The sequence below is a fragment of the Pseudoxanthomonas wuyuanensis genome (assembly GCF_900215535.1).
Lineage (GTDB): Bacteria > Pseudomonadota > Gammaproteobacteria > Xanthomonadales > Xanthomonadaceae > Pseudoxanthomonas_A > Pseudoxanthomonas_A wuyuanensis.
This window is the reverse complement of sequence record NZ_OCND01000001.1, coordinates 63,562-80,997: the sequence shown is the minus strand read 5'-3', so window position 1 is coordinate 80,997 and position 17,436 is coordinate 63,562. Positions and strand designations below refer to the sequence as shown.

18 protein-coding genes, 1 tRNA gene and 1 other RNA gene are annotated in these 17,436 nt (G+C 67.8%); 7 read left to right on the top strand and 13 right to left on the bottom strand.

Features of this window, described 5'->3' with window-relative positions; translation table 11 throughout:
• Positions 1 to 38 precede the first annotated feature (38 nt).
• Positions 39 to 545: a YceD family protein gene (locus tag CRO39_RS00410; protein ID WP_097119892.1), complete on the bottom strand. Its 507-nt coding sequence runs from the start codon at positions 543 to 545 to the stop codon at positions 39 to 41.
• A 122-nt stretch (positions 546 to 667) separates the two neighbouring features.
• Here CRO39_RS00410 and CRO39_RS00405 point away from each other — a divergent pair, with 122 nt between their 5' ends.
• Positions 668 to 1,237, top strand: coding sequence for a Maf family protein (locus tag CRO39_RS00405; protein WP_097119891.1), 570 nt, complete (start codon positions 668 to 670; stop codon positions 1,235 to 1,237).
• 11 nt (positions 1,238 to 1,248) lie between these two features.
• Here the strand turns inward: CRO39_RS00405 and CRO39_RS00400 are convergent, their stop codons facing one another.
• Complete coding sequence (locus tag CRO39_RS00400; RefSeq protein ID WP_097119890.1) at positions 1,249 to 3,090, bottom strand: glycosyltransferase family 39 protein; 1,842 nt, start codon at positions 3,088 to 3,090, stop codon at positions 1,249 to 1,251.
• A gap of 74 nt (positions 3,091 to 3,164) precedes the next feature.
• Between CRO39_RS00400 and CRO39_RS00395 the strand changes: the two genes are divergently transcribed.
• From CRO39_RS00395 to CRO39_RS00380, 4 genes are all read left to right on the top strand, one after another.
• Positions 3,165 to 4,091 (top strand): AAA family ATPase, encoded by a 927-nt coding sequence (locus tag CRO39_RS00395; protein ID WP_097119889.1) that lies wholly within the window; start codon positions 3,165 to 3,167, stop codon positions 4,089 to 4,091.
• Positions 4,092 to 4,383: 292 nt separating this feature from the next.
• The gene (locus CRO39_RS00390; protein ID WP_425479635.1) at positions 4,384 to 5,352 is read left to right on the top strand and encodes a DUF58 domain-containing protein; all 969 of its coding nucleotides are present in this window, start codon (positions 4,384 to 4,386) and stop codon (positions 5,350 to 5,352) included.
• Complete coding sequence (locus CRO39_RS00385) at positions 5,336 to 7,285, top strand: transglutaminase TgpA family protein (protein ID WP_097119888.1); 1,950 nt, start codon at positions 5,336 to 5,338, stop codon at positions 7,283 to 7,285. The genes CRO39_RS00390 and CRO39_RS00385 overlap by 17 nt, the downstream gene beginning before the upstream one ends.
• A 20-nt stretch (positions 7,286 to 7,305) precedes the next feature.
• Positions 7,306 to 7,827, top strand: coding sequence for a Slp family lipoprotein (locus CRO39_RS00380; protein WP_097120719.1), 522 nt, complete (start codon positions 7,306 to 7,308; stop codon positions 7,825 to 7,827).
• Between the two features lie 163 nt (positions 7,828 to 7,990).
• Here CRO39_RS00380 and CRO39_RS00375 read toward each other — a convergent pair whose 3' ends face one another.
• The 4 genes from CRO39_RS00375 to dnaX all read right to left on the bottom strand — a co-directional run bounded on the left by CRO39_RS00375 (position 7,991) and on the right by dnaX (position 11,398).
• Positions 7,991 to 8,344, bottom strand: a complete 354-nt coding sequence (locus CRO39_RS00375; protein ID WP_097119887.1) for a histidine triad nucleotide-binding protein — start codon at positions 8,342 to 8,344, stop codon at positions 7,991 to 7,993.
• 123 nt (positions 8,345 to 8,467) lie between these two features.
• Positions 8,468 to 9,064: a recombination mediator RecR gene (recR, locus tag CRO39_RS00370; RefSeq protein ID WP_097119885.1), complete on the bottom strand. Its 597-nt coding sequence runs from the start codon at positions 9,062 to 9,064 to the stop codon at positions 8,468 to 8,470.
• A gap of 206 nt (positions 9,065 to 9,270) precedes the next feature.
• Positions 9,271 to 9,591, bottom strand: coding sequence for a YbaB/EbfC family nucleoid-associated protein (locus tag CRO39_RS00365; RefSeq protein WP_097119884.1), 321 nt, complete (start codon positions 9,589 to 9,591; stop codon positions 9,271 to 9,273).
• A 16-nt stretch (positions 9,592 to 9,607) separates the two neighbouring features.
• On the bottom strand, positions 9,608 to 11,398 hold the full coding sequence (gene dnaX, locus CRO39_RS00360; protein ID WP_097119883.1) for a DNA polymerase III subunit gamma/tau: 1,791 nt from the start codon (positions 11,396 to 11,398) through the stop codon (positions 9,608 to 9,610).
• A 153-nt stretch (positions 11,399 to 11,551) separates the two neighbouring features.
• On the opposite strand from dnaX, the gene CRO39_RS00355 reads away from it, so the two are divergent.
• Together CRO39_RS00355 and ffs are read left to right on the top strand one after the other, a co-directional pair.
• Positions 11,552 to 11,644, top strand: a tRNA-Ser gene (locus CRO39_RS00355).
• Between the two features lie 201 nt (positions 11,645 to 11,845).
• An RNA gene (gene ffs / locus CRO39_RS00350) (signal recognition particle sRNA small type) lies at positions 11,846 to 11,942 on the top strand.
• A 743-nt stretch (positions 11,943 to 12,685) separates the two neighbouring features.
• On the opposite strand, the gene CRO39_RS00345 is transcribed toward ffs, so the two are convergent.
• From CRO39_RS00345 to CRO39_RS00315, 7 genes are read right to left on the bottom strand one after another with little or no spacing between them, the layout of a single operon-like run.
• Positions 12,686 to 13,687, bottom strand: a complete 1,002-nt coding sequence (locus CRO39_RS00345; RefSeq protein WP_097119881.1) for a YncE family protein — start codon at positions 13,685 to 13,687, stop codon at positions 12,686 to 12,688.
• Positions 13,688 to 13,707: 20 nt separating this feature from the next.
• The gene (locus CRO39_RS00340; protein ID WP_097119880.1) at positions 13,708 to 14,136 is read right to left on the bottom strand and encodes a molybdenum cofactor biosynthesis protein MoaE; all 429 of its coding nucleotides are present in this window, start codon (positions 14,134 to 14,136) and stop codon (positions 13,708 to 13,710) included.
• A 1-nt stretch (position 14,137) separates the two neighbouring features.
• Complete coding sequence (locus tag CRO39_RS00335) at positions 14,138 to 14,383, bottom strand: MoaD/ThiS family protein (RefSeq protein ID WP_097120718.1); 246 nt, start codon at positions 14,381 to 14,383, stop codon at positions 14,138 to 14,140.
• On the bottom strand, positions 14,380 to 14,871 hold the full coding sequence (moaC, locus tag CRO39_RS00330) for a cyclic pyranopterin monophosphate synthase MoaC (protein WP_097119879.1): 492 nt from the start codon (positions 14,869 to 14,871) through the stop codon (positions 14,380 to 14,382). Before moaC ends, CRO39_RS00335 begins: the two co-directional genes overlap by 4 nt.
• Before the next feature lie 41 nt (positions 14,872 to 14,912).
• On the bottom strand, positions 14,913 to 15,932 hold the full coding sequence (moaA, locus tag CRO39_RS00325; protein WP_097119878.1) for a GTP 3',8-cyclase MoaA: 1,020 nt from the start codon (positions 15,930 to 15,932) through the stop codon (positions 14,913 to 14,915).
• The gene (locus CRO39_RS00320) at positions 15,929 to 16,687 is read right to left on the bottom strand and encodes an MBL fold metallo-hydrolase (RefSeq protein ID WP_097119877.1); all 759 of its coding nucleotides are present in this window, start codon (positions 16,685 to 16,687) and stop codon (positions 15,929 to 15,931) included. The genes moaA and CRO39_RS00320 overlap by 4 nt, the downstream gene beginning before the upstream one ends.
• Positions 16,687 to 17,436, bottom strand: a complete 750-nt coding sequence (locus tag CRO39_RS00315; protein ID WP_097119876.1) for a 3-deoxy-D-manno-octulosonic acid kinase — start codon at positions 17,434 to 17,436, stop codon at positions 16,687 to 16,689. Before CRO39_RS00315 ends, CRO39_RS00320 begins: the two co-directional genes overlap by 1 nt.

Here is a 17,436-nt window from a genome sequence, read left to right as displayed (position 1 = left end):
TGAATCTGTCGATTCGCTTTGCCAGACCGCCGAAGCGGCTAGTTCTTTTTCAGCGAGGCCAATCCCGCGAACGGGTTGGCCTTGGCCAATTCTTCTTCCTGCGCCGGCCATTCGCGTTCCACCGCTTCAGACCCGGGCGACAGCGCCACCACCGGAACCGCGAGGACCAGTTCGTCCTCCACCAGCTCCGCGGTGCGCAGCATGCCGTCCTCCGGCACCAGCAACGCTTCATAGTCCGGCGGCAACCCCGCCTCCTCGGCTTCGTCGCGCACCAGTCCCAGCCGTTGCGCGATGCTGACCGGCAACAGGAATCGCTGCAGGCTGCGCTGGCAGACCAGCGGCAGCTCGGCCTCGATTTTCAGCTCCACGTACGGCACCTGCAGCGAATCGCGATCGAATTCGATCGTGAATCGCGCTTCGCCTTCCGTATCCAGCAACAGCCCCTGCAGCCGCGTCATCGAAGACAACGGCAGGCGGCCATCAAAACTGCGCCGTGCCGCAACCATGCGCCAAGCGTCCAACATCTCGGGCGTATTCGCGGACATAAGCCGCTGAATGTTAAGGACTGCGGGCCGAGCTGTCAAACCTGCCTGCAGCACCAGGATGGGGATTGCCGGCCGTCGCCCGGATCGGCAGACTGCCCCGCCCCGCCCGTCCGGATGCCTCCATGCCGCTGCTGCTCGCCTCGACGTCCCGCTACCGCCGCGAACTGCTGGAACGGCTGCGGCTGCCATTCCATATCGCCCGCCCGGACGTGGAAGAGAGCCCGCTGCCGGGCGAGGACAGTATCGCACTGGCGCAGCGCCTGGCCCAGGCCAAGGCCGCTGCGATTGCCGTCCAGCACCCGGAAAGCTGGGTGATCGGCGCCGATCAGGTCGCCGAGCTGAACGGTCAGCCGGTCGGCAAGCCAGGGCATCGCGAGGCCGCCCTGGCCCAGCTCGGCGCGATGTCCGGCCAGCAGGTGCGCTTTCACACCGCCCTGTGCCTGCTGCACGGCGAACGCAGGCTGGAGGCCCTGGACACCACGACAGTGCGATTCCGCGAACTGACCGCGGCCGAGATCGGGCGCTATCTGGATGCCGAACAGCCGTTCGACTGTGCCGGCAGCTTCAAGAGCGAAGGGCTGGGCATCACGCTGTTCGAGGCAATCGAATCCAGCGACCCCACCGCCTTGATCGGCCTGCCGTTGATCGCACTGTCGCGGCTGCTGCGCGAAGCCGGTTTCGAGCTGCCCTGAGCTGCCGGAAACTACCTGCGCAACGTCAACGGCTGCTCCGACCAGTCCTCGACACTGCCATCGCGTCCGTGCAGGCGCAGGCCCAGCCAGTGCCGGCCCGGCGCCAGCGCGGACGTGTCGACGCTGGCGCGGAAACCCACCGCCGGGTGCTGCGGGTCGGTGGAAATCTTCCAGTAGGCGGCCACGCCCGGACTGTCCAGCCCGTACTGCGCCTGCGCCACCACCTTGCCGTCCAGCAGCACCTCGACCCGTTCCAGCCCCACCCCATCCTTGAATGCCCAGCCGGCGATATCGAGCCGGCCCTCCAGCGTGGCACCGCTGGCCGGGGTATCCAGCCACGCCATCGCCGGCGCGGTGCACTCGCCTTCGGTCCGCCTGGCCGGCAGCGCGAACAGCAGGAAGCGCTGGCCGCCATGATCGGTATTGACCACCTGCGGCGGCGGCAGCGGACCGACCCGCCGGCACAGCGAATGGTAGTGAGCCAGCAGCGACTTGTAGGGCAGTTCGCTGGCGGCCACCACCAATAGCGTCGGCGCGTCACGCGTACCGTCGCTCTGCAGTCCCCACAACCGCAGTTGCGGGGCGCGGCCATGCTTGTGGTTGAGCGGATGATCCAGCACCGCGATGTCGGCATCGTCCAACGCGAAGCCAAGCTCGGCGCCGACCTTGAAATTGTCGGCCAGCAATCGGGTTTCCGCCGGCATCCTGGCGCGCTGCTCGCGCACCGCAGCGGCCAGTTGGTCCCAGCCGGCGAAATTGGACGGATAGAACTTTTCCGCGGCGAACTGCGCGCGCCACTGCGGCACCGAAACCGTCAGGTAGTACGCCAGCATCAGCGTCATGCCCGCGCCGATCAACAACCACGTTGCGGCGCGCAGCGCGCGCGGCCATTCGCGCAGCAGCGCCGGCACCGCGACGATCAGCGCCAGATAGCCGGGCAAGGTCCAATGGAAACTCACCCGTTCCACATCGGCAAAGAAACCCAGTACGAAGAACCCCAACGTGGACACCGCACCCAGCACCCCGAAGTAGCGCCATTGCGCCGGCATGCCGCCGCGGTCGCTCAATGCGCGGCCGCTGACCTGCAACAGCGCGACGAACAGCAGCGGCGTCACCAGCGCCGCCTGGATCAGCAGAAACCAAGCGCCGCTGGCATGGAAGGCCCACGGATGCCGCTCGACCAGTTGGAAGCGCAGCCCGGCATCGGCGTACTCCAGGTTCCATGCCAGCAGCGGCGCCCACGCGGCAATGCCGAATGCCAGCGCCACCCATACCCGCGCATCGCGCAGCAACCGGCGCCCTTCGGGCAGCCACAACAAGGCCAGGAAGCCCACGCCGATGACGCCGATGAAGCGGTAGTGGCTGAGCGCGCCGATGGCCAGGCCCAGCGCCAGTTCGGCGGCGGACACCGAGTCCACCTCGCGCAACAGGCGCGCGCCGGCATCCAGGCACAGCACGGTCGCAAACGCCATCGGCACATCCGGCAGCGCCAGCAGGCCCAGCGTGCCCGACAACGGCATCAGCACGACCAGGCTGCCGGCGCGCCAGCCGGCGGTATCGCCGAACCAGCGCGCGGCGATGTGCGCGACCAGCCACGGCAACAGTGCGGCCAGCAACAGAAACGGCGCCCGCAACGCCAGCACATGCGGCCCGCCCAGTTCGGTGCCCAGCCGGGTCATCCACGCGGTCAGTCCGGGCAGGTCCGAATACGCCGCCGCCAGGTGCCGGCCTTCCTGCCAGTAGAACGCCTCGTCCACGAACAGCGGCAGCCGCGCCGCAATCAGGACCTTGATCACAGTCGCCAATGTCCACAGCGCCAGGAATATCTGCTTTGCGCGTTGTTCTTCCCGCATCCGGCTACACTTCCCTGAAATCCAGTCATCAAGCCGAGAGCGAGTGAATGTCCGCAGTCCCCAGCACCGGCCCTATGCTATCCGATGGCCTCAACAATGCCCTGAAGCGTGCGCAACAACAGGTCAACTCGCTGCTGCTGGGCAAGTCGCATGAGGTTCGGTTGGCGTTCGTGGCGCTGCTGTCCGACGGCCATCTGCTGATCGAGGATCTGCCCGGCCTGGGCAAGACCACCTTGGCGCACGCGCTGGCGGCAACGCTGGGACTTGGATTCCAGCGCGTGCAGTTCACCTCGGATCTGCTGCCGGCCGACGTGCTGGGCGTTTCGATCTACGACGCGCAAAGCCGGCAGTTCCAGTTCCATCCAGGCCCGGTATTCACCAACGTCCTGCTGGCCGACGAAATCAACCGCGCGCCGCCGCGCACCCAGAGCGCGCTGCTGGAAGCGATGGCCGAGCACCAGGTGACGCTGGATGGAATGACCCACACCTTGCCCGCACCGTTCTTCGTCATCGCCACGCAGAACCCGGTCGATCTTTCCGGCACCTATCCGCTGCCGGATTCGCAGCTGGATCGCTTTCTGTTGCGGTTGAACCTGGGCTATCCGAATGCCGAAGCCGAGCGCGCGCTGCTGGCCGGCAGCGACCGCCGCGAACTGATCGCGCAGACGATGCCGCTGCTGTCGTCCGACGATGTCCTGGCGCTGCGGCAGGCCGTGGATCAGGTCCATGCCAGCGACGCGCTGATCGACTACGTGCAGGCGCTGCTGACCCGCAGCCGCCAGCATCCCGGCGTGCGCGTGGGCCTGTCGCCGCGCGCCGGCATCGCACTGCTGCGCGGCGCGCGCGCCTATGCGCTGCTGCTGGGGCGCCGCCATGTGCTGCCCGAGGATGTGCAGGCGCTGTTCCCGGCAGTGGCCGCGCACCGCCTGGTGGCCGAAGCCGAAGCGGCATCGACCGCCGCGCTGGCCAAATCGATCCTGCATACGGTGCCGGTGGATTAGGGCCTGTTAACGCTGTTGGGATAGGTCACGCCGCAACGGAATGCGTGCGGGACAAGGAAGAGTGAGAAAATGTATGTCGATACATGCCCGAGCGATGACGCCGTACCGCGCGCACTCCGTTGCGGCCCCCGTATCAAGTACGGGGCAGGCTCTCTGGGTTGCTACCCAGCGGTCGGCAGGCGGCCGCGCGCGGCTTGAACAGGCCGCCAGCCTGTCACTGCGCCACGCACAATCACCTGGCGACCGCTGGGTAGCCACGTGACCCATCCCAACAGCGTTAACAGGCCCTAGCGTGTCACCGAGTCTTCGCGAACGCCTGGCCAGACGCTTTGCGCTGCTGGCGCGTCCGCGCCGGCCCGAACCGCTGCCGGCCCTGCTGGATCGGCGGCGCGTCTACGTGCTGCCGACCCGGTTCGGACTGTTCTTCGGCGCGCTCGTGCTGACGATGCTGATCGGCGCGCTGAACTACAACAACAACCCCGCCCTGCTGCTGGCGCTGCTGCTGGCCGCTGCCGGACTGGCCAGCCTGATTGCCGCGCACCTGCAGCTGTCGGGGTTGCGCATCGATGCGATCGCGGCCGAACCGGTCGCCGCCGGCGCGCCGATGCTGGTGCATGTGGCGCTGTCCAGCGGCGATCTGCGCACCCGCCGTGGCCTGCAGCTCGCATGCCTGCAATCGGCGACGGTGGTGCCGGCGATGGGCGCAGAACCGGTCGTGGCCGCGATTACGCTGGCCACTGCGCAACGCGGATGGCTGGATCTGGACCGCATCCGCCTTTCCACCACCCAGCCGCTGGGACTGGCGCGCGCGTGGGCGTGGATCTGGCCGGAATCGCCATTGCTGGTCTATCCCACCCCGGAAAGCAACGGCCCGCCGTTGCCCGAGGGCGGCGGCCAGAGCCAGCGCACGCGCCTGCATGCGGCCGGGGAAGACGTCCACCACCTGCGCGCCTACCGCGCCGGCGATCCGCGGCGCGCGATCGCCTGGAAACCTTCGGCCCGCCGCGATCTCCTGCTGGTGCGCGAGTACGAACAGCCGCTCAGCATCGAGGTCGTACTGAGCTGGCACGATCTGGCCGGACTCGACCACGAGCAGCGCATCCGTCGGCTGGCGCGCTGGGTGGATCTGGCCGAACGCGGCGATCGCCGCTACCGGCTACTGCTGCCCGCACACCCGCCGCTGGGTCCCGACCAGGGTCCCGCGCACCGCCATCTCTGCCTGCGCGCCCTGGCGCTGATGCCGCATGTCCAACCGCATTGACGCCGCCGCCCCGGTCGTCCTCGACGCCGGCAGCCGCATCTGGGTGCTGGCCACCGCCGGGCTGTGCCTGTCCGCCCTGCTGCTGCAACTGCCGGGCGCGCTGGCAGGGTCGATCGCCGCCGCCGCCGTTGCGATCGCGGCGTTGTCCTGGCGCAAGCCGTTGCACGCCGTGCTGCGCCTGCTGCTGGCGTTGGCGATGCTGGCTGCCGTGTTCGCGGTGATGGGCATGCGTTTCGGCCGCGATACCGGCTGCGCGCTGCTGGCGGCGATGCTGGCCATCAAGCCGGCCGAAACCGGCAGCCTGCGCGACGCCCGCAGCCTGATCGGCTTTGGGCTGTTCGCGCCGTTTGCCGCATTCCTGCTGGACCAAGGGCCGCTGACGATGGTCATCGGCCTGCTGGCGGTGCTCAGCGCCCTGATGACGCTGCAACGGCTGGCCGAACTGGAAGGGGGTGCGGAAACCGCGCCAATCCGGCTGCCGCAACGGCTTTCCGCGGTGGGACGCCTGGTTGCGCTGGGTCTGCCACTGATGCTGGCCGCGTTCTGGCTGTTCCCGCGCTTCCCGTCGCCGCTGTGGGGCGTGCCGGAACGCGCATTGGCCAAGCCCGGCCTGTCCGACAGCATGACCCCGGGCGGCTGGCTGGACCTGATGGCCGACGACAACCCGGCCCTGCGCGTGCAGTTCTTCGGCGCCACGCCGCGGCCGGAGCAGATGTACTGGCGCGGCCCGGTGCTGTGGGATTTCGACGGCCGCAGCTGGACCCAGCCGCAGTGGATGAGCGGTCTGCCGGCCGAGCCGGTAACCGCTGGCGAAACCGTGTGGGACTACCAGATGGAACTGGAACCCACCGATCGCCGCCAACTGGTGGCCCTGGAACTGTTGCAGACGGCGCCGGACGACACCCGCCTGTCGCTCGACTACGGCCTCTACGCGCCACGCGCGCTGAATTCGCTGACCCGCTGGCGAATGCAGTCCTCGCCGCCACGGCAGTTCGAACCGCAGCTGCGGCAGATGCTGCGCCAGCGCGCACTGGCGCTGCCGGCCGGCTACAACCCGCGCACGCTGGCGCTGGCGGCGCAGTGGCGGCGGGAAGCCGGCGGCGACGATATGCGTATCGTCGAGCGTGCGCTGGACTGGGTGCGGGCGGAGTTCGGCTACACGCTGGATACACCGTTGCCGGGCCGGCATTCGGTGGACGAATTCCTGTTCGAACAGAAGAACGGTTATTGCGAGCACTTCAGTTCGGCATTCGTGGTGCTGATGCGTGCGGCGGGCATCCCGTCGCGTGTGGTGACCGGTTACGTCGGCGGCTACCGCAATCCATTCGGCGACTACTGGGTGGTGCGCAACATGGACGCGCACGCCTGGGCCGAAGTCTGGCTGCCGCAGCGCGGCTGGGTGCGGGTGGACCCGACCGCCGCGGTGGCGCCGGAACGCATCTACGACACCCTGGAAGATCGGCTGGGCGGCGGCGGCGGCGTCGCCGGCCGACTGATCCAGGTCGGCGACTTCGGCGACTGGCTGCGCCGCGGCTGGAACGATCTGGTGCTCGGGTTCGACGCCTCGCGGCAGGAGCGAATGCTGGCCGGCTTCGGCATCGACCGCCTGAGCGGGCAACGGCTGAGCCTGCTGTTTGCGCTGGTCGCCGGGCTGGCGCTGGCGTGGATGGGCTGGTGGCTGGCGCGCAGCGAACGCGAACGCGACCCGCTGCTGCGCGCCTGGCACCGCCTGAGCGCCCGCTACGCGCGCCGCGGCCTGGGCCGCGAGGCGCACGAGCCCGCACTGGCCTGGGCACAACGGATCGCGGCCGCGGTGCCGGAGCGGGCCGGCGAGCTGGCTTCGCTCAGCCAGCGTTTCGTCGAAGCGCGCTACGCTGGCGCAGTTGGGGACCGTACCGCGCTGATCCGCGACCTGCGCCGGCACCGCCCATAACCTCACAAGGGAGTATGGTCATGAACATCCGTTTCGCCGCGCTTGCCGCCACCGTTGCCCTGTTGTCGGCCTGCGCCACCGCACCCAAGCCGCTGCAGGGGGCCTATACCGAAGTGACTCCGCGCGACGCCGTGGCCACCGCCCAGGTGGGCGCCCCGGTCCGCTGGGGCGGCCGCATCATCGAAACCATCCCTGGCCAGGACAACACCTGCTTCCAGTTGGTGTCGCGTCCGCTGGCGGGCACAGGACGGCCGCTCAGCTCCGCGCCCGACGCCACCGATGGCCGTTTCATCGCCTGCCGCGCCGGCTTCTACGACCCGGCGGTGTTCGCCGAGGGGCGCGAAGTCACCTTCGTCGGCCGCATCGACGGCTACGAAAACACCCGCATCGGCGACTACGACTACCGCCTTCCGCGGGTGGCCGCCGACGTGGTCTATCTGTGGCCGCAAGTTCGCGAAGTCGAGGTCCGCCCCTACCCGTACCCGTACTACGACCCGTTCTGGGGCCCGTACTGGGGTTGGGGCCGCCGCGGCTGGTGGTGACAGTTCCGGCAACCAGCAAAAGAGCCGCTCATCGAGCGGCTTTTTTTATGCGGGAATGAAACCGCGGAGCTACGCAGCCTGTCGTGAGGCCGGTTGCGGCTACAGAAACGGAAAGCGTGGGACACGGATCAAAAGGGCTTGGGCGGTTGCGGTCGCAAGCGCCTTACGACGGCGAGCCGAAGCGCCCCAGCTGCGCGCCGGCCAGCAGGTGCAGGTGCAGGTGGAACACGGTCTGGCCGGCATGTTCGCGGCAGTTCATCACCACCCGGTAGCCGTCCTGCGCCAGGCCTTCACGGCGTGCGTATTCGGCTGCGGCCAAAGCGAGCTTCCCGATCAGTGCCGCCTGCTCCGGCGTCGCATCGTCCAGCGTCGGGATGAGCTCGTGCTTGGGAACGAACAGCACGTGCACCGGCGCCTGCGGCGCGATGTCCTTGAAGCCCAGGATCTCGTCGTCTTCATAGACGATGGTCGCGGGGATTTCGCGACGGATGATCTTGCCGAAGAGGGTGTCGTTCATGAGGGCGGCCAGCTGAAGTGAAGGGGGAATTGGAAGGCGTGAAGGCAGAAGCAGGGCGAGCCGGATACCGGCACTGCACGCTGTTGCCCTACTTTACCCTTTACCCTTTACGCATTACCGCCCTCAAGTCATCTCGCTGCGCGAACCGAACGCATGCGAAAGGGTTCCGCGATCGACGTATTCCAGTTCGCCGCCCAGCGGCACGCCGTGCGCCAGCCGGCTGGGGCGGACCCGGTGCTGGCGCGCCAGTTGCGCCAGATAGTGCGCGGTCGCTTCGCCTTCCACGGTGGGATTGGTGGCGATGATCATCTCGGTGATCTCGCCTTCGGCCAGCCGCGCGGCCAGCGCATCCAGGCCAAGTTCGCGCGGGCCGATGCCGTCCAGCGGCGACAGCCGCCCCTGCAGGATGAAATACAGGCCGCGATAGCCGGTGGCCTGCTCGATGGCCAGCCGGTCCGCCGGCGATTCGACCGCGCACAGCTGATGGCGATCGCGGCTGGCGCTGGCGCAGGTGGCGCAGATTTCGCTTTCGGTGAAATCGCGGCACATCGCGCAATGGCCGATCTTCTCCAGCGCCACGCCCAGCGTTTCGGCCAGCCGCTTGCCGCCCTCGCGCTCGCGCTCGAGCAGGTGGTAGGCCATCCGCTGCGCGGTCTTCTGGCCGACGCCAGGCAGCACGCGCAGGGATTCGATCAATTGTTCGAGCAGGGAAAGGCTCATCAGGATGTCTGGGACGTTCGGGACCGGGGACCGGGGAAAGGCTGCTTTCCAGGCTCTTAAAACCCATGCGCTACGCAACGGGGCAATACAGGCATAGCGCCCTCGCTCTGCAGCGCTCGTCCTGACCCAGGGCCGATAGCGGGGCAGCTTGCCTCATACAATCGAGGCTCGCTTTTCCGGGGCCCGGGTCCCCGGTCCCCGACTTCTCAGAACGGCAGCTTCATTCCCGGCGGCAGCGGCATGCCGGCCGTGGCCGAGCCCATTTTTTCCTTCGACTCGGCATCGACCTTGTTGGCAGCGTCGTTGAACGCGGCCGCGATCAGGTCTTCGACCATTTCCTGGTCGCCCAGCACCGACGGATCGATGCGCACCTTGCGGCATTCCTTGGTGCCGGTCAGGGTCACGCTGACCATGCCACCGCCGGCATTGCCGGTGACTTCCAGCTTGGCCAGTTCTTCCTGCGCACGCTGCAGGTTTTCCTGCATCTTCTGCGCCTGTTGCATCAGTTGGGCAATGTTTCCACGCATGTCGGCTCTCTTCTGCTTATTCTTCAAACGGACGGATGGAGTCCGGCACGACCTTGGCGCCATGCTGAATCAGGCGCTGGACGTCCGGGTGGTTAATGAAATCCTGCTCGGCGGCGTTCTGCTGCTCATCGCGCTGGCGATGCGCGCGCTGCTTCAGCGTTTCCGATTCCGCGGCGGCATGGACGAACACGATTTTCGGCGCTGCGCCATAGCGCTGCGCGATGGCCTGGCCAAGTTCGTTGACCGCGCGATCCGAGCGCAGGTAATCGAAGCCGGCGTCCAGCGACAGCCGCAGCACGCCGTCTTCGCTGGCGGCGAATGCGGCGTTCTCGGCCAGTTGCCGGGTCGCGCCTTTCAGGCCGCTGCTGTCGGCAAAATGCAGCCAGGTATCGTTGTCGATGATGCCGATGCCGGCGGTGGCGCTGCTGAACTGCGCCGGCGCGGATGCGGGTGCAGACGCCGGGACGGGTGCCTGAGCGGAAGCAGATACGGGCATGGACGCCGATTCCGGTTCCGGCCACGGCGGCGATGCCTGGCGGGCGGCGGCGGCCGGCGCAACCTGCGGTGGCGGCGCAGGCGGCGCCACCGGTTTCGGTTCCTCGCGGGCCATCTGCTGCGGCACCGCCTGCTGTGGCGCCGCTTCAACCGGTCGCGGCGCGGTGCTGGCCGGTTTCGCCGGTGCGGCGGCCGCTACGCTGCCGGCATCGGCAGCCTTCATTTCGCCGGCCTGCGCCGGGCGGAACGCCAGCATGCGCAGCACGCTCATTTCGAAGCCGGCGCGCGCGCTGGGCGCCAGGTACAGATCGCGGCGGCCATTGAGCGCCATCTGGTACCACAGTTGCACCACTTCCGGACGCAACCGCTGCGCAAAACCATCGGCATCGATGCCTTCGGCCTCGATGGCCGCGCTGGGCACCAGCTGGCGCACCTGGATGCGATGCAGGGCTTCGGCCAGCGCTTCCAGCACGCCGCCCCAGTCGGGCGAGAAATCGGCCAGCGCGGCGATGACCTTCAACAGGGTTTGGCCATCGCCGTTGGCCAGCGCTTCCAGCATCGCCGCCACCTGGGTGCGGTCGACCGTGCCCAGCATGGTGCGCACGCCGTCTTCGCGCAGCGCGCCACCGGCATAGGCGATGGCCTGGTCCAGCAGCGACAGGCCATCGCGCAGGCTGCCGTCGGCAGCCTTGGCGATCTGGCGGATGGCGCTGTCGTCGGCCTCGATGCCTTCGGCCTTGAGGATCTTGTCGATCTGGCCGGAGATCTGCTGTTCGTCCAGCCGTTTCAGGTTGAACTGCAGGCAGCGCGACAGCACGGTGACCGGCAACTTCTGCGGATCGGTGGTGGCCAGCAGGAACTTGACGTGCTCCGGCGGCTCTTCCAGCGTCTTCAGCAGCGCGTTGAACGCCGCCTTCGACAGCATGTGCACTTCGTCGATCAGGTAGACCTTGAACTTGCCGCGCGAAGGCATGTACTGGGCGTTCTCGATGACCTCGCGGACGTCGTCGACGCCGGTATTGGAGGCGGCGTCGATTTCCAGCAGGTCGATGTAGCGGCCGGCATCGATATCCAGGCAGGCCGGGCACTGGCCGCACGGGTCGGCACTGGTGCCCTGCTCGCAGTTCAGCGATTTGGCGAAGATGCGGGCGATGGTGGTCTTGCCGACGCCGCGGGTGCCGGTGAACAGGAAGGCGTGGTGGACACGGCCGGTATCCAGCGCATTGCTGAGCGCCCGGACCACATGTTCCTGGCCCACCAGCTCGGCAAAACGCTTGGGACGCCACTTACGGGCGAGAACGAGATAGGACATGGCCACATTGTGCCATGGCCGGTCGCGCCGGCCGCGATTCAGGCGGGCCGGACGCCGCCGCCCGCAACCGGTTCAGCGGGGACTCGCAATAAATCCCCGCGACAGCTAGAATTTGCGACCCAGAAAGCGGCCGGAGCGTCGCTGGACGGTCCCGGAGAGGTGTCCGAGTGGTTGAAGGAGCACGCCTGGAAAGTGTGTAAGCGTCTAAACCGCGCTTCGGGGGTTCGAATCCCCCTCTCTCCGCCAGTTTTGAAGTGTAGTGATGGTTCCGTGCTGTTAGCTTTGCCGAAGCACGGGAGGGGGTGAGAACCCCCGGGTTCGACAAACCGGCTTGCCGGTTTGCACGGCGAAGCCGCCCGCAGGGCGAGGCCCGAAAGGGCCGAGTGAATCCCCTCTCTCCGCCAGTTTTATGAATGCGTCGCAACACGCATTAGTCCTATGGTGGCCCCGTCGGCCCCTCGCGACGCTAGGTTGAAAATCCCGCCAGGGCCGGAAGGCAGCAACGGTATCGACTGATGCGGGCGCCGAGGTCAGCCGGCGGGGCCGCCACCTTTTTGGCAGTCCGTCCCTTAAGTTAAAAGCGGCTATTCGCTACCGCCTCCCGTTGCGATGGCCTCATTGCCATCGGCGCGCAGGCATCGTGGAGCGCGGGCCGCCACCTTTTGGGATCGTCCTGTCGCTTCGTTTACAAAGCGGCTATTCGCTGTCGCCTGCCGTTGCGACGGCATCATTGCCATTGACACGGGTATACCGCGGGGCGCGATGCGGGCGCCGAGGTCAGCCGGCGGGGCCGCCACCTTTCTGAGGTAACCCGCTGCTTTGGTCAAAAGGCGGCTAGTTGTTATCGCCTGCCGTTGCGACGGCGTTGTTGCTACCGGCGCGGCGAGACCGCGGGGCGCGGTCAGCCGGCGGGGCCGCCACCTTTTTGGGGCCCGTTGGCTCTTTGCATAAAAGCGGCTATTCACTATCGCCTGCCGTTGCGACGGCATTGTTGCTACCGGCGCGGCAAGACCGCGGGGCGCGCCGTTGCGAGGGCATCATTGCCATCGGCACGGAGGCATCGCGGAGCGCGGAGCACCTCCCGGTGGGAGCGACGTAAGTCGCGATGCAAGCATCACCGTCGCGACTTACGTCGCTCCCACAGAATAGCGGTATCAGTGCGTCAACCCGTGGTGACTGGTATTTATTCAGCGCGCATCGCTTCCGGCTTGCCTTTCTTTTTTCGTCCTCAGGAAGCCAGGTGTCGCCGGAGATCTCGAACAGGACTTGGGACCTCGGAAGCGCCTCTCAATCCGGAACGATACCCAACGCGTCCGGTTCGCGGCCGGTTGCCCAGTGGTCGACTATCTTCCAGGTCGCCGTATCGATGACCGCGATGCGGTCGCCGCCGCTGATGGCCGCATAGGCGCGCGGGCGGTCGGCGGCGACGATGACGCCGATCGGCAGCGCCGCTTGTCCGAGCATGGTCTGCCGGTATTCGGTGCCCGGCTGCGCCAACGGCACCGTCGCTATTCTTACCTTGGTCCGCGCATCGAAGACCGCCAGTTCGGCGGCGCGCGCATTGGTTACCAGCGCCAGCTTGCCGTCCGGCGAAAACGCCACGCGGATCGGGAACCCGGCGCTGGACATCCGCCGCTTGATGGCCAAGGTCCTGGGGTCGTGCACGGTGATGGTGCCGTCTTCGCGGTTGGTCACCCATACCTCGGCGCCGTCGGGTCGGACCGCCACGCCTTCTGCGCCGCGGCCGGCCGCGCGCTCGTGGGTCTTGTTGCCGGAACCCAGATCCACGCGGCTCAGCGTGCCCTTGGCGATTTTGGTGACATAGGCGGTGCGCTCGTCCGGCGCCAGCGCGACCATATGGCCGCCGCCGTCGCCGACATCGATGACGGTCTCGATTTCGCCGCTGCCGACATCGACGACCAGCAGGCTGCCCGACGCCTCGGTGGTCACCACCACGCGCCGGCCGCCGGACAGGAAGCGCAGCCCGTGCGGCGCGCCGTGCTGACCGAGATCGACGTGCCGGGTGGGCCGGCCGGACACCAGATCCAGCACCGACAGCGAATTGCCGGATCGCTCGCTGCCGTAGTTGCTGACCACCGCGATGCGGCGGTCGGCGGCAACGGCGATCTCGTGCGGCGCCTGGCGGGTACGGAATTCGCCGGTCTTGCTGCCGTCATCCAGCGACAGCCGCCACACCGTATCGGCCGACTTGTTGCCGACCAGCAGTTCGGCACTGTGCGCCGCCGGCGCGCAGGCCAGGCAGATCCACAATCCCAGGTGCTTCTTCATCGCATCGCTACTCCCGCAACTCACGGCGCCCCGGAATCGGGATGCAGCCAACCCGCATCGCCCTGCCGGTAGTGTTCGTGCTTCCAGATCGGAACGCGCGATTTGACTTCATCGATGACGTAACGGCAAGCGTCGAACGCCGCCCCGCGGTGCGCGGCGCTGACCCCGACCCAAACCGCCAGATCGCCGATGGCCAGCTCGCCGATGCGATGGACGCAGGCCACCCGCACGATGTCGAATTTCTCCAATGCCTCGGCAATGATCCGTTCGCCCTCGCGCTCGGCCAGCGCCGGATAGGCCTCATAGCGCAGTCCGGAGACTTCGCGGCCATCGTTGCGATCGCGCACCCAGCCCTCGAAGCTGGCATAACCGCCGGCGCGATCGTCCAGCAGCGTCGCACGCAGCGCGGCGATATCGAAAGCGACCTCGGCCAGACGAAAACCCTGCATCTCAGCCTCCACTGACCGGCGGGATGAAGGCCACCTCGGCGCCATCGGGAACGGCATCGCGCCAGCGGGCGAATTCGCCATCCACCGCCACCCGCAACGCCGCCAGCGGCCACTGGAAACCATGGCGGGCCTGGGTTTCGGCATACAGGCCCTGCAGATCCGCCGCGGCGGTGTCTACCCGTTCGCTGGCCAGACCGGCGGCCTCGCGCAGGCTGGCGAAATAGAGCAGTGTCACCGTGGCCATCAGCCGGCTCCGAAATCGCGCTTGCCGCCGCGCTTGCCCAACAGCCTGGCTGGACCGATGACGATGGCATGCGACAGCGCCTTGCACATGTCGTAGACGGTCAGAGCCGCCACCGTGGCACCGATCAGCGCCTCCATCTCCACGCCGGTGCGGTGGGTGGTATTCACCGTGCACTCGATGCCCAGCGCGTTGTCGCTTTCCCAGTCGATGCCGAAACGGCAGCCGTCGATCGGCAGCGGATGGCAGAACGGGATCAGCTCGTGCGTGCGCTTGACCGCCAGAGTGCCGGCGACAATGGCGGTGTCGACGATGCCGCCCTTGGCGCTGCGCAGGCCGCTGGCACGCAACTGCTGCGCCACCGCGGCGGGGAAACGCACCCGGCACGCCGCAGTCGCCTGGCGCGCGGTGACCGCCTTGGCGGAGACATCCACCATGGCGGGCCGGCCGGCGGCATCGAGATGGGTCAGTTCCTGTTTGGGTCTTCGGGCCATGGTCAGCAGACCTGCAAATGAAAGACGCGGAAGGACAGCGCCTATCCGCCGATAAGATACATCTCGACGTGCTTGCGGCCACGCACTGCCGGTAGCGCGCGCAGTTCGCTGTAGCGGTCCGCGCGCCGCGACCACAGCCCGGCCACCCGTTCGGCCAGCGCTTGCTCGCCGTGCGCGAGCGTCGGGCGCAGGTCGCTGCCGTCGGCGGCGAACAGGCAGGTATACAGGCGGCCGTCGGCCGAGACCCGGGCGCGGTGGCAGTCGCCGCAGAACGGTTCGCTGATGGAACTGACGAAGCCGATCTCGCCGCCGCCGTCGGCGAAGGCGTAGCGCGATGCCACTTCGCCCCGGTAGTTGGCGTCCAGCGCCCGCAGCGGCCAGCGCGCAGCGATGCGGTCGCGCAGCTCGGCCGAACGCACCGTCTGTTCCGGCCGCCAGCCGTTGCAGGTGCCGACATCCATGTATTCGATGAAGCGCAGCACATGGCCGCTGCCGCGAAAATGCGCCAGCAGCGGAAACAGCTGGTCTTCGTTGACGCCGCGCTGGATCACGCAGTTGATTTTCAGCCGCTGGAAACCGGCCGCCACCGCGGCGTCGATACCGGCCAGCACATCGGCAAGCTCGCCGCGGCCGCCGGAAAGCCGGCGGAACAATTCGGGGTCCAACGCATCCAGGCTGACGGTCAGCCGGCGCAGGCCGGCTTCGCGCAACGCGCCGGCCTGTCCGGCCAGCAGCGAACCGTTGGTGGTCAGCGCCAGATCCTCCAGTTCGCCGATGCGCGACAGCCGCGCAATCAACTCCGGCAGGCGCTTGCGCAGCAGCGGCTCGCCGCCGGTCAGGCGCAGCTTGGTCACTCCGACACGGACGAACCCGCGCACCAGCGTTTCGATTTCGTCGAACGACAGCCGCGAGGCGGCATCCAGCCCGTAGTCGTCGGGCACCTTGTCGGCCGGCATGCAGTAGCCGCAGCGGAAATTGCAGGCCTCGATCACCGACAGCCGCAGGTCCCGCAACGGACGCTGCAGCCGGTCCACCGGCGTGGGTGCTGTTTGCGTACTCATGTCACATCGACCGCAGGATTGGCAGGAGGGTTCAATGCCACCACCTGTCCCGGGTTGGCGACGCGCCGCCCGCGCGCGCGCAGCGCATCGCCGTCGGCAGCGCTGGCGTAGTGGTACAGCAGGCAGCGCTGCAGCAATGCCGGGGCGTATTCGCGCTCCAGATCCTCGATGCCGCTATGCGAGGGATTGCCGTGCAGCGCGCAATCGTGGGCGATCAGCTCGTCCGCATCGGCGTACCGGGCCAGCATTTCCGGAATCGGCCGGGTATCGCCGGTCCAGACCAGGCTGCCGCGCAGACGCAGCGCGAATGCGCTGTCCGGCCAGTGATGACGCACCGGAAACACTTCCAGGCGCTGGCCGTCATGCCAGAACGCGGCGCCGACCGGAATCAGCTGGAACGCGTCCCAGAAGTTCGCCCCGCCCTCGGCCAGCACATTCGGGTATTCGCCGATGCGCTGATGCAGCAGCGGCAGCAGCGGTGCCGGCACGTAGGCCTTCACCTTGCCACGGCGCTCCGGGTCGAAATAGCTGGCGACGAACAGCCGCTCGAAACCGCCCACATGGTCCAGATGCGCATGGGTGATGAAGACCGCCTGCGGATAGTCGCCGTAGTCGGCCAGATACGCGGTCAGGCCTTCGCTGCCGCAGTCGATGGTCAGCCAGGGCTGGCCGCCGCGTTCGATGGTGGCCATGGCCGATCCCAGCGCCACCGCGCTGGCGCTGCCCACGCCATGGAAACGCAGTTGCCAACCCATCAGTAGCCTCGCGACCACGCGGCGTCGTAGGCGCGGCGCAGCAGGGCAAAGTCGTAGCGCACCTGCTCTTCGCTGCGGGCACCGCGCAGCTTCATCAGCGAGCGCTTGAGCCGGGAAAGATTCTTCTCGCGCCAGTGGGTGGCGGGAATCCGCAGCGCGCCGCGGTCGAAGTCGATCAGCCAGCCCTTGCCCGCCGCATCGAACAGGATGTTGTGGGCATTGAGATCGGCATGGTCCAGGCCGGCGCGATGGAACCGTGCGATCAGCCGTCCGACCGCCTCCCAGGGCACGGACGCGTCTTCCGCGCCCATCAGATCGCCCAGCGAACGCACGCCGACCAGGCGCTCGACCAGGATTGCGGCACGGTAGAACATGCCCTCGCGCACGTAGCTGGCCGCCACCGGCTGGGGCACCGGCAAGCCGCGCGACAGCAGGGCGCGGGTCAGCCGGAACTCGGCGAAGCTGCGCGTGCGGTCCGAACCATGCCACAGGTAGCGATCACGGCTGAAGCGCGCGGCCAGGCCGCCGCGCCGGTACTTGCGCAGCACGCACTGGCTGGAAGGCGCGTCGACGAACCAGGCGCCGCCACGTCCACCGCTGTCGACCGGCCGGGCGCGTTCGCCCCACTTTTCAGGATCGAACCAGTCCGGTTCGGCCTTCCGCAGATGCTTGCGATCGAACAGGATCGCGCCGTATCCGCTGCCTTGGCGAAAGGGCGTCAGGGATTCGCTGGCGTCGAAACTGACCAT

What these genes read in the sequence shown, in the direction of transcription:
- CRO39_RS00410 (WP_097119892.1), bottom strand. Translation starts at nt 545, where the DNA reads ATGTCCGCGAATACGCCCGAGATGTTGGACGCTTGGCGCATGGTTGCG.
- CRO39_RS00405 (WP_097119891.1), top strand. Translation starts at nt 668, where the DNA reads ATGCCGCTGCTGCTCGCCTCGACGTCCCGCTACCGCCGCGAACTGCTG.
- CRO39_RS00400 (WP_097119890.1), bottom strand. Translation starts at nt 3,090, where the DNA reads ATGCGGGAAGAACAACGCGCAAAGCAGATATTCCTGGCGCTGTGGACA.
- CRO39_RS00395 (WP_097119889.1), top strand. Translation starts at nt 3,165, where the DNA reads ATGCTATCCGATGGCCTCAACAATGCCCTGAAGCGTGCGCAACAACAG.
- CRO39_RS00385 (WP_097119888.1), top strand. Translation starts at nt 5,336, where the DNA reads ATGTCCAACCGCATTGACGCCGCCGCCCCGGTCGTCCTCGACGCCGGC.
- CRO39_RS00380 (WP_097120719.1), top strand. Translation starts at nt 7,306, where the DNA reads ATGAACATCCGTTTCGCCGCGCTTGCCGCCACCGTTGCCCTGTTGTCG.
- CRO39_RS00375 (WP_097119887.1), bottom strand. Translation starts at nt 8,344, where the DNA reads ATGAACGACACCCTCTTCGGCAAGATCATCCGTCGCGAAATCCCCGCG.
- recR (WP_097119885.1), bottom strand. Translation starts at nt 9,064, where the DNA reads ATGAGCCTTTCCCTGCTCGAACAATTGATCGAATCCCTGCGCGTGCTG.
- CRO39_RS00365 (WP_097119884.1), bottom strand. Translation starts at nt 9,591, where the DNA reads ATGCGTGGAAACATTGCCCAACTGATGCAACAGGCGCAGAAGATGCAG.
- dnaX (WP_097119883.1), bottom strand. Translation starts at nt 11,398, where the DNA reads ATGTCCTATCTCGTTCTCGCCCGTAAGTGGCGTCCCAAGCGTTTTGCC.
- CRO39_RS00345 (WP_097119881.1), bottom strand. Translation starts at nt 13,687, where the DNA reads ATGAAGAAGCACCTGGGATTGTGGATCTGCCTGGCCTGCGCGCCGGCG.
- CRO39_RS00340 (WP_097119880.1), bottom strand. Translation starts at nt 14,136, where the DNA reads ATGCAGGGTTTTCGTCTGGCCGAGGTCGCTTTCGATATCGCCGCGCTG.
- moaC (WP_097119879.1), bottom strand. Translation starts at nt 14,871, where the DNA reads ATGGCCCGAAGACCCAAACAGGAACTGACCCATCTCGATGCCGCCGGC.
- moaA (WP_097119878.1), bottom strand. Translation starts at nt 15,932, where the DNA reads ATGAGTACGCAAACAGCACCCACGCCGGTGGACCGGCTGCAGCGTCCG.
- CRO39_RS00320 (WP_097119877.1), bottom strand. Translation starts at nt 16,687, where the DNA reads ATGGGTTGGCAACTGCGTTTCCATGGCGTGGGCAGCGCCAGCGCGGTG.
- CRO39_RS00315 (WP_097119876.1), bottom strand. Translation starts at nt 17,436, where the DNA reads ATGGTCAGTTTCGACGCCAGCGAATCCCTGACGCCCTTTCGCCAAGGC.